Here is a 12,966-nt window from a genome sequence, read left to right on the forward strand (position 1 = left end):
AAATAAGATTAAAAAGTAAAATTACTTATGAAAGTTAAGACTTTACTATAATGCATAATTTTAGTAATATAGTACTAGAAAGTTATAGAAAGTTAATAATAAGGTTATTACTACTAAAAATTATTAATTAAATTAAGGAGCAACAATATTATGAATTTTAACAATAAGTATGCAAAAATAATAGGTGTAAGTGAAGATGGTATAAAAAATCTTGAATACATAGTGAATTATAAAAATAATAAAGAGATATTAGATACAGAAAAAATATCTATAAATCAAGACATAGATAAAGATTATGCAGCTAAAATTTTAGATGAAATTGAAATAGTTTTTATTACTTATAATTCAAAAGAACAAAGAACTTGTGATATAGTAAAAGCTATAAACTATATGGCAAAAGAGAGAAGAATTGTATCGATTGGAATTGATGTTAATCAAGATGAAAAGAAGGTTGAATTTGACTTTAATGCAGAGTTTGTAATGAGAGACAGTAACGCTACTTTGATATGTGAGCTAATTGATATGATGGTAGAATCTGTTTCAGAAGAATGTACTATAAATATAGATTTAACAGATTTAAAAGAAATTTTATCAAAAGAAAAAGGCTTAGCTCATGGGTTTGTAGAAAGTAATAATTCAACAAGTAAAGAAGAATTAGTAGATATGCTATTTGACACTATAATAAAAACTAATGATGAATTAACAAAGAAAAAAGGAATAGTATTTATAAGCCTTGGAAATGAGTACTGTAAAATTGAAGAAGTCTTATTTATATTAAATGAAATGTTAGAAAATATTAAAGGTAAAATTGATGAAAAATGTGACTTAATATTCACACTTGCTTTAAATGAAAATTTAAACGATAAGATAAGAATGGGAATATTATATAACTAGTTAATAAAAAATATAAGTTTTAGCAACTTAAATTTACTTTGAATTTAGGAAGCAAAACTTATATTTTTTTATTTATAATAAAGTTATTTAGATTTAAAAAATATTATCTAAAATCAGCTATATTATTATCTATAGATATAAATTGAAGTATGCTATGTAAAGGAAGTTTTTTACTCTCTATTCCCATTCCAAGTTGTTCAAAAGAATGCATAGCAGACATACTATATGTTTTTAAAATGCCTTCTTCTAATTCATCTAAATGTATATATATATATTGTTTCATATCATCTATAGATTTTAAAGATTCGATTTCATCACCACGTAAAACATGTTTGAATATTTCGAAGCCTTCACCTTTAGCACCCCATAAGAAAATTCTAAAAGTAACTAAAGATCTTTCTAAATATAAACCGCAACTAATTGAATTCATATGATTTATATCTTCATATAAATGTTGGTTGAAATCTATAAAAGCACTAGGCATTATTTCAAAAACTTTATCATCGCTGTAATCTAAATCGCTTTTAGATAGTTTTTCATGGAAATCTACATATCCATTGCTTGATATTAGTACATTAGCAAATTTACTTTCTTGTAAAAATACTTTATCGCTAGTTAAAAATTCTTTTTTCATGACTTTCTCCTTTGTTGTTATAATTTACTATGATATTTTAACATATTAAAAAGATATTTCAAAATCAAATACTAAAATAGTGACTCAACATCATTTTCATCATAGCTAATCCAATCACTCATACTTCCTATATAAGTTTTAGCATTATAAGATAATTCATCCAGCAAAGCATAATTTATACAGGCTTCTATGCAGGATCCGCAATAAGTGATAACTTCTTTATTTTTTAAGATAGAAAAATTTTTATCAATGATATTTAAATCTTTAATAAAACCATTGTTATCTATATTATTATGCCAAGGTATATTTATTGCGCTAGGTATATGTCCAGGCTTTTTATAAAGTGGTTCAATTTCTCCAGTATATCTACTATTATCCCTGCAATCCACTAAAACTATGTTAGTATTTTTAATTGATTCTCGTACATAATTTATATCACATATCATACTTGTATTGGGTGATAAGGTAGAAGTTTTGGGCGGTAATAATGAAGGGATTTCATTTGTAATAGGAAGATGATTATCTTTCCATGCTTTGAAACCTCCATTTAGTATATATACATTTTTATACCCCATATGTTTTAACTGAATAAAAGCGCGTGGAGAACTATATAATTTTTCATCATAAACTATTATTGTGGAGTTAAGCTCAATTCCAAATGAAGATAATTTGTTTTGAAGAATATCATTATCAGGTAGAGGCCTAGCTCCACCATGTAATTTAGGAGAGCCACAAAGATCTTTATTTATATCAAGAAAAAAAGCATTTGGAATATGGGAATCTTTATAGGCATTATACCCTGAAAACTCATCGAATAAATCGAATCTACAATCTATTAAAAATAGAGAAATAGGATCTTTGAAATTAACTATAAAAGAACAATCAACGAAATTTTTCATGAACACACCTCCGAGATTTTTTATAACTTAATAATAACATTTAATTGGGAAAAAATGTAGTTACTAAATGATATATGAATATAATTACCTAGTAGAAATAAGTATTAAAAATAAAAAAAATAAATAAACAAAAATATTTATAACATTAAAACTGGATATTATTATGATTTGCAAATTAACCAGGATAAATATAAACTATTAGTGAATAGAGGAAAAAACACGGAAGGATTTATACCTTTATGGGCAAATATATCAACAAAAGAACAAGCTAAAGCAGTTAGAGATAATCTAATGGATGAAAATAAATTTAATACATGTATGCACAAACATAAAAAGGAGATTTATATGAAGTTAAAAGATAAGGTACAATCTTTACCTCAAACACCAGGCGTATATTTTATGAAAGATAAAGATAAAAATATAATTTATGTAGGAAAATCAAAAGCTTTAAAAAATAGGGTATCTCAATATTTTTTACCATCATATAATCCATCAAAAAAAATTACAAGAATGATTAAATTTATAGATGACATAGAAACAATAGAAACTGATACGGAACTAGATGCGTTGGTATTAGAATGTAAGCTTATAAAAAAACTACAACCTATGTACAATACCCTTTTAAAAAACGATAAAAAATATGCGTATTTAAAAATAAGCACCAACGAAGATTACCCATGTTTGGAATGTGTTCCAGATAATGATTGTGATGGATTATATTTTGGACCATATACATCAATTCAAAAATTAGAAAACATAGTAGAAGTCTTGAGCAAATACTTTAAATTAAGAACATGTAAAGGTAGTAATAAATTAAAATGTTGTATAAATAGTGATTTAGGATTTTGCATGGCACCATGTAAAATCAAAAACAATAAAGAGTATAGTTATTCTATAAATAAATTGATAGATACGCTTAATGGCGTAAATTTAGACTTAATAAATGATTTAAATAAAAAAATAATAGAATCAGTGAATACGTTGGATTTTGAAAGAGCGTCAAAGTACAAAGAAAACTTAGATTGTATAGAACTTATTTTAAGTAGAAGTGAAGTTATAAATTATATGAAATCAAAAAAGGTAATAATAACATCTATAGATATTGATTACACTAGAAAAAAAGTGTATATAATTAAGGGAAAAGATATAATGTACTCAAAAGTAGTAAAAAAAGATTTTAATGACAAAAGTTTAAAAGAGCATTTCTACAAATATTTTGAAGAAAATTCTCATATTGAAAAAAATAAAAATTGTATAGAAAAAGAAGATTTAGACATGGCTAGTACAATATATAATTACTTAAAAAGTAAATCCAAACTAGATTTTATTTAGACACTTTGGTATAATAAAATAGTTTCAGTATACTTTTTTAAAAAAGATTATCGAAACTATTTTATGGGTATAAATTAAATATTTAAAATATAATAAAAAATACTATATATAGCCCTCTTTAAAAATAAGTATAAATCAACTAATTTTAAAGAGGGTATTTTAGATAATAATATCTTATAAAGGAGACGCTATGCAAAGAATAGAATTATTAGCACCAGCAGGTGATTTAGAAAGATTAAAAACAGCATTTATATATGGAGCGGATGCCGTTTATATAGGTGGTGAAATATTTGGAATGAGATCTGCTGCTAAGAACTTCAATAAAGAAGATATGGCAGAAGGTGTTAAATTTGCGCATGAAAGAGGCAAGCAAGTATTTGTTACTGTAAATATAATACCTAGGAATGAAGAATTTGAACAGTTAGAAGCTTACTTAAAAGAACTTGAAGAAATAGGTGTAGATGCAGTTATAGTAAGTGACCCAGGAGTATTTAGCGTAGTTAAAAAAGTTGTGCCAAACATGGAAATACATATAAGTACTCAAGCTAGTACAACTAATGCTGCATCAGCTACATTTTGGTATAATCAAGGAGCAAAAAGGGTTGTTATGGCAAGAGAGCTATCTTTTGAAGAAATAAAAGAGATAAGAGACAACTCTCCGGAAGGTATGGATATAGAAGCATTTATACATGGCGCTATGTGCATGTCTTATTCAGGAAAATGTGTAATAAGTAACTATACAACAGGTAGAGATGCTAATAGAGGAGCTTGTGCACAATCTTGTAGATGGAAGTACACATTGGTTGAGGAACAAGAAAATGGAGAATATGAAAAAGTTTTAGATGACGTAGATGCAGAATTTTTCTTTAATACAAAAGATATGTGTATGATAAACTATATTCCGCAAATTATAGAAAGTGGAATAAATAGTTTTAAAATAGAGGGAAGAATGAAAACTGCATATTATGTAGCAACTACTGTTAGAGCGTATAGAATGGCTATAGATGAGTATATAAAAGATCCTGAAAATTGGGAGTTTAATCCGATGTGGTTAGAAGAACTTAAAAAAGGAAGCCATAGACATTTTAGTGAAGGATTCTATTTAGGGAAAACATCTACTAGAGATCAAAACTATGAATCTGCATCGTATGTAAGAAACTATGATTTTATAGGTGTAGTTAGAGGACATGAAGAAGAAAGTGGACTAGTTATAGTTGAACAAAGAAATAGAATGTTTGTAGGAGACGAAATAGAAATAATAGGACCATATAAAGAAACTATGTATGGCAAAATTTTAGAAATGTACAATGAAGAAAATGAGCCTATCGAATCTGCTCCACATGCAAAACAAATAGTAAAAATGAAATTAGATATACCGGTTGAAGAACATTATATGTTAAGAAAGCCAATAACAACTATAAATGTATTATAATAAAAAAATTAATAATAATATAGATATATAAAATTTTATGATACTTGCTTTAGTTGATGATAAAATAATAGGAATAGGAACAATATCATCAAATCAAAAGAAAAAATGTGGATTTGAAATAGAAGGTGTATTAAAAAATGAAACTTATATAGATGAAGAATTCTTTAATATAGTTTGTATGGGAATGATTTTATAATTTTTATTAATTAAATGAATTGAGTAATATAAATAGCCCCCCTCCTATATATTAGTACTATAGTGCTAATATATAGGAGGGGGTTAAAATTACTAAAAACATAAAAGAGATAGTATTACTATCAGGAGCATTTATATCTGTATGTATAGGATCCGGGTTTGCTACAGGCCAAGAAATACTGCAATTTTTCTCAGCTCAAGGAAGTAAAAGCATATTATCAGGAATTGTATGTATGATTATTATGATGTATTGTGGTGCAAAGCTATTTATAATAGGAAAATCAAAAAAATTAAAATATAGCAATGATATATTTTTATATTTATTTGGAAATAAGTTAGGACGTATATTTAAAATAATAATACCGGTTTTTTCGCTTTGTAGCTTTATAGTTATGATTGCAGGAGCTGGAGCAGCCATGAACCAATACTATGGAATAGATAAAAATTTAGGGGGATTCTTGCTTGCAATTATAACTATGATATCTGTTATATTAGGTATGAATAAAGTAGTAGATATATTAGGAAGTATAGGTCCGATAATTGCAATAATTGCAATAGTTGTAAGCTTAATGACTATAAGTATTAACTATGAAAATTTATATAATATAGATAATATAGTAAGTAATCTTAAAATGACAAAAGCTGTTAGTAACTGGCCTATGGCTGCTTTTGTATATAGTGGATTGAATATAATATTTGCAACGCCATTTCTAGTTGGAGCAGGAAAAACTATACATAATATAAAGAATTGTAAATATGCAGGTATTATAGGTGGGTTAATACTTATATTATCTGCTATGTTTATAAACATAGCACTTTTATCAGATATCCAAAATACATATAATCAAGAAATTCCAACACTATATATGGCAAAGCAGATCTCTGTATTAGTCGGTAATGTTTTTTCTATAATACTTATAGCTGGAATATATACTACAGCAGCTCCTCTTCTTTGGAATGTATGTAGCAGTTGTTATTTAGAAAAGTCAAAAGGGTTTAATATAATGGCTATACTTTGTACTATATTAGGCATAATGGGAGGTATGCTCCCTTTTTCATATCTTGTAAGTTTTATGTACCCTATATCAGGTACTATAGGAATTTTAATAATTATATCTTTAATTTTTAGAAAGTGTTAACACTTTCTTTTTTTGTTTTAAATAGGAAATTAGCAAAATATAAATAAATGTATAATGTTTAGTTTAAATATGGAAGAGTTTGAAAATATATGTTAATATTTAAACTAAAGGGGGTGGAGGAGATAGATATTGTCGACTTGATTTTCATGGGGGTACCTGAGGGATTAGTATTTTTTACATCTTTGAGTTTAATAGTAGAAAAAAGGATAAAAAGAATACAAATATTTTATATGACACTGATATATTGTATTTTATGTTATTTTATAAAAAATAATTTTCCTAAGGGTATAAGTACAATTATTTTGATTGGTATAATAATTACAATTATGCAGATTTTTTCAAAAGTAAAATTTATAAGGTGTGTAGTAGCTACCATAATCACAGCATCAACATTATTTTGCTTGGAGATAATATCTGTAACATTTATAAACGTTATAGGGGTTAATCTGGATTATGTTTTAAATAATCAAATTTTAAAAATTTTGATATACTATATACCTATATCTATTATGTTTATGCTTATAAATATGTTTAAGTATAAAAAATTTATTAAGGAAATAGATAGCACTAGTAAATCATATAAAAGTAAAAAAATAGAAGGACTAATATTTTATATAAGTACGTGTATAATTACCGTTGTTGGAATCGTTGTATTTATTGTATATGAAAATAAAAATTTAAAATATGAGGTTTCACAATTTTTAACGTTATTTTTAATGTCAGGGTTTGTTTTGATACTTTCAGGAATGTTATTAGTACTTATAAATTATAATAAAAGAAAAGCCTTAAATGAAATCCAACAAAATCTTATGCAAAATAACTTAAAGCAAATGGAAGACACTGTTGATGCATTGAGAATGCAAAGACATGATTACATGAATCACTTACAAGTTATATTGATGCAAGTATCCAGCGGGAAAAATGAAGATGCTAGAAAATACATACTTGGACTATCTGAGGATGCAAGTAGTGGATTAAGTTGTTTTTGTACAGGCAATTCATATATGGATGCAATTTTAAATACTAAAAAGAGAAGAGCTTTAAGATATGATATACAATTAACTGCTTGTATAGATAGTTTGTTAGAGGGGATAGAGCTATCAGATTCAGAACTTAGTTCAGTAATTTTAAATATAATAGATAATGCTATAGATGAATTAAAAAAATATAATAAAGAATATAAATATATACATGTAGATATTTATAGTGATATAGACTACCATAATATTTCTATAAAAAATAACGGTAGCAAGATTAAAGATATAAAAAAAATCTTTGAACTAGGATACTCATCAAAAGGTAAAAATAGAGGATTTGGGTTGTACTCAATTAAAAAATTACTAGAATCTCACAAATGTAATATTGAGGTTTATAGTGATGATATAGAAACTGAATTTAGTATTCAAATACCTATAATGCAAAGAGCGTAAAACGCTCTTTTTTTTATTCAACCAAAGCATTTAATTTTAAGTTTAAACAAATTTGTAGATTAAACATACTTTATTATAGAATCTATTACTTAGGAGGTTTTATATGGATAATAATACTGAATGTAAAATTAATAATTCTTGTGTAGGGGAATACCTATTAAAAAAAGAAAGTGAGTTTTTAAAATATGAAATTACGTATCCTAAGATTTTAATTTACCCTAAATATATTTACAATAATGATTACAATAAGGGAACAATCCAAAATATAAATACACTAATTTATAATGATATCATTAAATTTAAAGAAAATTTGGAGAAAGAATCGTTAAAATATAAGCAAATTTATAAAAATGGAGATGTTAAATTTAAATACGAAGGCTACTCAAACTTTGATGTAACTTATGATAAAAATAATTTAATAAGTATACCTGTTGAGTTTTACGAGTTTACTGGTGGAGCACATGGGATGACTTACTTGGAATCTTATAATTATGATTTAAATACCGGAGAACAAGTTTTATTAAATGATTTATTTAATAAAGATGTAGATTATAAAAAAATTATAAATCCTTATATAGAAAGTTGCATTAAAAAAAATAAGGAACTATTTTTTGAAGGAAATGAAGGATTTAAAGGGATAAAAGACAATCAAAAATTTTATATGACAGATGATAACTTAGTAGTATATTTTGAAATTTATGAAATAGCTCCATACTATGTTTCAATTCCTAAATTCAATATACCCTTAAAAGAAATTGAACAATATTTAAACCTTAAATATATATGCATACAATAAAATAAAAAAAGTAACACTAATCATAATTATATAAAAAGGAGTAGTTTTATGTTTAGTGTTGCCCCAATTGAATATGTAGGATATTTAGCTTCTGTATTTATAGTAATTTCACTAATGATGACATCTATAGTTCAACTTAGAGTAATAAACTCTATAGGATGCATTTTATTTGTTATCTATGGTGTAAGTGTAAATGCATACCCAGTAGCTATATCAAATTTTCTTATTGTGCTTATTAATTTTTATAATTTATATAAGTTATCAAGGGAAAAAAATTGATAGAATAAAGTGACTTATAATTTTTTATTATAGGTCATTTTATTTTATCAATTATAAAATTCAAATAGAAACAAAAATATAGACATTTCATATATTAAAAATAGAACTTATTATAAAAATTATGTAGGGGGTTTTAGCGTGAAGGAAAATAACATACACTTGATGTATTTTAAGTATTTATATAAAAAAGGACTTATAAGTAAACTTACTTATGAGAAAGCAAAAAGGGACTTAAATGATAACAGAAATAAATTAGTAACTATAAAATCAACTTTTAATGAAAATTATGTATCTGTAAATGGAGAAGATGATAGGTTGATAGCTAATAAGGAAGATAGTCAATTATCAGATAGATTTATTTTACAAGATGTAGATAATGGCAGTGTTTTAATTCAAACTCAAGAAGGATATTATATTAAAATAGATTCTAAAAATGATTTTTTATTTGCATCGGTTTCAGAAAAGGAAAATGCAACAATATTTACTTTAATGCCTATAAATGATAAAGAGGTAGCATTAAAATCAGATGGTGGGTATTATGTAAAAGTAGAGAATAATGGATATTTAGTAGCTACCGATTTAATTCAAAACGAAAGAACATCTTTTAAAATTAAAGAAGTAACTAAAATAGAGTACACAGATATAGTAATGATTTCTGTATCAGAAGAAAGATTTGTTACAGCAATAGATGGTGGTGGATCATACTTATCTGCAACTGAGTTTAATCAAACTGATAATGAGGAATTTAATATTTTACAATTTTTAGATGGTAATGCTATTATACAAAGCTCAAAAGGATATTATGTAAGGGTAGGAGAAGGTGGCGTATTAATAGCTGATACGAAAAAAATGGAAGAAGCTTCACTATTTAGAGGAGAAAACATAGGAGATCTTTCTAGAGTTTTGAAAACGATAGATGGAAATATTGTAAGAGTTAGAGATACAGACAAATATTTAATTGCAGATTCAAAAGAAATAACAGAAAGTAGTAAATTCAATATTTATAAATCTGTTAGACCTGGTAATTAGATAATTTTTTAAATTATTCATATTAAGTTCATATTAAATTCATAAAAGTGCATTATTATTTAAATATAGGATATACCTCCCAAATAAGTAATAATACAACCCTAAAAACAAAAACATTAACCCTAAAAAAATAGATGCATAATGCATCTATTTTTTTTAGGATTAAAATTGTATGGATACAAAATGTAAAAACTTTAAAATTTTATAAAAATTGTATCGTTATTGTCTTTTATAATATACAATCAAAACATAGATTTAAATCAAAAGGGGGATATTTTCATTATGAACAATAAAATAGTATATACACCAGGGCCTACTAATGTAAGAGAAAATGTAAGACAAGCTAGATTTATAAAAACTACAAATCCAGATATTGATGTAGACTTTGTTGAATTTTATAAAGAAACTTGTGACGCTTTAGCTAATCTTATAAAAACAGAAAATGATGTGTATTTATTATGTGGAGAAGGAATACTTGGACTTGAAGCAGCCTGCGCTTCTTTAATTGAAAAAGGAGATAGAGTACTAGTTATAGATAATGGGATATTTGGTAATGGGTTTAAAGATTTCGTGAGTATGTACGGTGGCGAGGTAGTCCTTTTTAGCCAAGATCATAGAAACAGTATAAATACAGATGAACTTGAAAAATTTTTAGAATACGATAATGATTTTAAATTTGCAACAATAGTGCATTGTGATACTCCAACCGGCGTTTTGAATGATTTGAGCACAATATGTCCACTTCTTAATAAACATAATATACTTACAGTTGTAGATTCTGTAGCAGCGATGTTTGGAGAAAAGCTTTTAGTTGACGAATGGAAAATAGATATTATTCTTGGTGGATCACAAAAAGCTTTGTCGGCTCAACCAGGGTTAACGATAGTAAGTTTAAGTGAAGAAGCTAAAAAGTCTATAAAAAATAGAAAAACAAATATAATTGGATTTTATTGTAACTTAAGTATATGGGATAATTATTATGAAAATAAACATTTTCCATATACAATGCCTATAAGTGACATATTAAGTTTAAGAAAAGCTGTGGATAATATAATTGAAGATGAGCTTGAAAATGTTATAACTAGGCATGAAAAAATATCTAAAGCAACTCGAAGAGCATTATCAGAATACGGGTTAAAATTGTTTCTTGAGTCAGGATTTTCTAACACTGTAACAGCTATAGAAATACCAAAAGAAATAGGGGCACTAAATCTGGTGAATTATATTTTGAATACATATAATGTAGTCATAGGGACTTCATTAGGAGAATATAAAAATTCTTTATTAAGATTAGGGCATATGGGTGAAAATGCAAGGCTAGAAAGTATAATATATATTTTAAATATTTTGGAGAAAAGCTTAACCAATTTGGGATTTGAAGGAAATGGATGTTTGGTAAATTTATTTAATAAATACTATGAATAAAAGGAGAATTTGGATGCAATCTGTAACTACTAAAAATAAACAAAAATTCACAACAAAAGATATAGTTGAAACATCTTTACTTATAGCTTTAGTATTTATAGCAACTAGGTTTATTAACATAAGGCTTCCTATAGCATCAAATGGAGGGTTAGTGCATTTAGGGAATACTATGCTCTTTATATCAGCGATAGTATTTGGAAATAAAAAAGGGGCATGTTCAGGAGCATTTGGAATGGCTTTATTTGACTTATTGTCAGAATGGGCTATATGGGCACCATTTACATTTATTATACGAGGAGTAATGGGATATATAATTGGGAGTATAGCATGGTCTAAAAACAAGCAAGGTAATAGCGTAATAACAAATATAATAGCAATAAGTATTTCTGGAGTATGGATGGTAATAGGATACTATATAACAGAATGCATATTATATGGAAATTATATTCAACCGATAGGGTCTATACCAGGAAATATAACTCAGATAGTTGTTGGAATAATAATTGGAATTCCTATATCTAAAGTTTTAAAAAGATATATTAAATAGTAATAAAAAGATTATATCTAAATGATATAGTCTTTTTTAGTTATATTAAAATTGTAAGATATACCAATAAATGGTATAATTTTAGTGAATCAGGAAATCGATGTTAAAGTTGATGTTATAAGGGAGAAGTGGTACATTGGATTTAAAAAAATCGTATAAATTTAATGGTAATAATATAGGGTGTTTATTAATACATGGATTTACAAGTACACCAGCAGAAATGTATCCTTTAGCTAAAGTCTTAAACGATAAAGGTTATACAGTAAATTCTATTCTTTTAAGTGGCCATGGTACAACTCATGATGAATTACTAAAAGTATCTTATATAGATTGGTACAATGATGTTGAAAGTGCATATGAAGAATTGTTATTTGAATGTGAAAAAGTTATTGTAATTGGTCATTCTATGGGAGGACTTTTAGCACTTATTCTAGCATCCAATTATCATATTGATAAATTAATATTATTAGCATGCGCTATTAAGCCTAATAATAGATTAGTTAAATATACAGGTGTATTAAAATATTTTAAAAAATATACGGGTTGGGATATATCTAATTCAAAAAAAACTGACGATTGTGATAAATATAGATTACATTATAGCGTTTTTCCATTACATGCAGTTCATCAATTACACCTCGCATCAAGATCAGCTAGTAGTTGCCTAAGGAATATAGATTCAGAAACATTAATTCTTCAAGATAAAAATGATTCACAGGTGAAAAAAGAGGGTGCGTATGCATTATATAATGGGATAAATAGTAATTATAAAAAATTATACTGGATTGATGATGCAACTCATAGTTTAACATTAGGGCCTAAAAAAGAAGAGGTTTTTAAGCGAATAATAGATTTTATAGAATTTAAAAATGATGAAATTATTAATAGTTAAAAAAGTACTATACTAAAATTAATTTTAGTATAGTACTTTTTTA

14 protein-coding genes are annotated in these 12,966 nt (G+C 26.0%); 12 read left to right on the forward strand and 2 right to left on the reverse strand.

Features of this window, described 5'->3' with window-relative positions:
- The first annotated feature begins 150 nt into the window (after positions 1-150).
- Positions 151-894 carry an FtsZ/tubulin family protein gene (locus VN21_RS11490; RefSeq protein WP_046823401.1) on the forward strand — a complete coding sequence of 248 codons (744 nt, stop codon included), beginning with the start codon at positions 151-153 and terminating at the stop codon, positions 892-894.
- Positions 895-997: 103 nt separating this feature from the next.
- Here the strand turns inward: VN21_RS11490 and VN21_RS11495 are convergent, their stop codons facing one another.
- Positions 998-1,528 (reverse strand): hypothetical protein, encoded by a 531-nt coding sequence (locus tag VN21_RS11495; protein ID WP_046823402.1) that lies wholly within the window; start codon positions 1,526-1,528, stop codon positions 998-1,000.
- A gap of 71 nt (positions 1,529-1,599) precedes the next feature.
- On the reverse strand, positions 1,600-2,427 hold the full coding sequence (locus tag VN21_RS11500) for a sulfurtransferase (RefSeq protein ID WP_046823403.1): 828 nt from the start codon (positions 2,425-2,427) through the stop codon (positions 1,600-1,602).
- Between the two features lie 201 nt (positions 2,428-2,628).
- Between VN21_RS11500 and VN21_RS11505 the strand changes: the two genes are divergently transcribed.
- From VN21_RS11505 to VN21_RS11550, 11 genes are all read left to right on the forward strand, one after another.
- Positions 2,629-3,759, forward strand: coding sequence for a GIY-YIG nuclease family protein (locus VN21_RS11505; RefSeq protein ID WP_046823404.1), 1,131 nt, complete (start codon positions 2,629-2,631; stop codon positions 3,757-3,759).
- Between the two features lie 190 nt (positions 3,760-3,949).
- Complete coding sequence (locus VN21_RS11510) at positions 3,950-5,191, forward strand: peptidase U32 family protein (RefSeq protein WP_046823405.1); 1,242 nt, start codon at positions 3,950-3,952, stop codon at positions 5,189-5,191.
- 37 nt (positions 5,192-5,228) lie between these two features.
- The gene (locus VN21_RS18680; RefSeq protein ID WP_161794389.1) at positions 5,229-5,387 is read left to right on the forward strand and encodes a hypothetical protein; all 159 of its coding nucleotides are present in this window, start codon (positions 5,229-5,231) and stop codon (positions 5,385-5,387) included.
- A 232-nt stretch (positions 5,388-5,619) separates the two neighbouring features.
- A complete protein-coding gene (locus tag VN21_RS11515) occupies positions 5,620-6,525 on the forward strand; it encodes a YkvI family membrane protein (RefSeq protein WP_052952053.1) in 906 nt (301 codons plus the stop codon).
- Positions 6,526-6,851: 326 nt separating this feature from the next.
- Positions 6,852-7,955, forward strand: a complete 1,104-nt coding sequence (locus VN21_RS11520; protein WP_161794390.1) for a sensor histidine kinase — start codon at positions 6,852-6,854, stop codon at positions 7,953-7,955.
- A 103-nt stretch (positions 7,956-8,058) separates the two neighbouring features.
- Positions 8,059-8,751, forward strand: coding sequence for a DUF3298 and DUF4163 domain-containing protein (locus tag VN21_RS11525; RefSeq protein ID WP_052952054.1), 693 nt, complete (start codon positions 8,059-8,061; stop codon positions 8,749-8,751).
- 48 nt (positions 8,752-8,799) lie between these two features.
- Positions 8,800-9,030 (forward strand): YgjV family protein, encoded by a 231-nt coding sequence (locus tag VN21_RS11530; protein ID WP_046823408.1) that lies wholly within the window; start codon positions 8,800-8,802, stop codon positions 9,028-9,030.
- A 138-nt stretch (positions 9,031-9,168) separates the two neighbouring features.
- Positions 9,169-10,059 (forward strand): fascin domain-containing protein, encoded by an 891-nt coding sequence (locus VN21_RS11535; RefSeq protein ID WP_046823409.1) that lies wholly within the window; start codon positions 9,169-9,171, stop codon positions 10,057-10,059.
- A 282-nt stretch (positions 10,060-10,341) separates the two neighbouring features.
- Entirely contained in the window at positions 10,342-11,484 is a 1,143-nt protein-coding gene (locus VN21_RS11540; protein WP_046823410.1) for a pyridoxal-phosphate-dependent aminotransferase family protein, read from the forward strand.
- Positions 11,485-11,497: 13 nt separating this feature from the next.
- On the forward strand, positions 11,498-12,031 hold the full coding sequence (locus tag VN21_RS11545) for an ECF transporter S component (protein WP_046823411.1): 534 nt from the start codon (positions 11,498-11,500) through the stop codon (positions 12,029-12,031).
- Between the two features lie 136 nt (positions 12,032-12,167).
- Positions 12,168-12,923, forward strand: coding sequence for an alpha/beta hydrolase (locus tag VN21_RS11550; protein WP_046823412.1), 756 nt, complete (start codon positions 12,168-12,170; stop codon positions 12,921-12,923).
- Positions 12,924-12,966: the final 43 nt, after the last annotated feature.

The organism is Paraclostridium benzoelyticum (genome assembly GCF_001006285.1).
GTDB lineage: Bacteria > Bacillota > Clostridia > Peptostreptococcales > Peptostreptococcaceae > Paraclostridium > Paraclostridium benzoelyticum.

Bases quoted from the DNA above. Each gene is read 5' to 3' on its own strand.
- VN21_RS18680 (WP_161794389.1), top strand. From the start codon at position 5,229: ATGATACTTGCTTTAGTTGATGATAAAATAATAGGAATAGGAACAATA.
- VN21_RS11525 (WP_052952054.1), top strand. From the start codon at position 8,059: ATGGATAATAATACTGAATGTAAAATTAATAATTCTTGTGTAGGGGAA.
- VN21_RS11500 (WP_046823403.1), bottom strand. From the start codon at position 2,427: ATGAAAAATTTCGTTGATTGTTCTTTTATAGTTAATTTCAAAGATCCT.
- VN21_RS11520 (WP_161794390.1), top strand. From the start codon at position 6,852: ATGCAGATTTTTTCAAAAGTAAAATTTATAAGGTGTGTAGTAGCTACC.
- VN21_RS11490 (WP_046823401.1), top strand. From the start codon at position 151: ATGAATTTTAACAATAAGTATGCAAAAATAATAGGTGTAAGTGAAGAT.
- VN21_RS11510 (WP_046823405.1), top strand. From the start codon at position 3,950: ATGCAAAGAATAGAATTATTAGCACCAGCAGGTGATTTAGAAAGATTA.
- VN21_RS11530 (WP_046823408.1), top strand. From the start codon at position 8,800: ATGTTTAGTGTTGCCCCAATTGAATATGTAGGATATTTAGCTTCTGTA.
- VN21_RS11515 (WP_052952053.1), top strand. From the start codon at position 5,620: ATGATTATTATGATGTATTGTGGTGCAAAGCTATTTATAATAGGAAAA.
- VN21_RS11495 (WP_046823402.1), bottom strand. From the start codon at position 1,528: ATGAAAAAAGAATTTTTAACTAGCGATAAAGTATTTTTACAAGAAAGT.
- VN21_RS11545 (WP_046823411.1), top strand. From the start codon at position 11,498: ATGCAATCTGTAACTACTAAAAATAAACAAAAATTCACAACAAAAGAT.
- VN21_RS11540 (WP_046823410.1), top strand. From the start codon at position 10,342: ATGAACAATAAAATAGTATATACACCAGGGCCTACTAATGTAAGAGAA.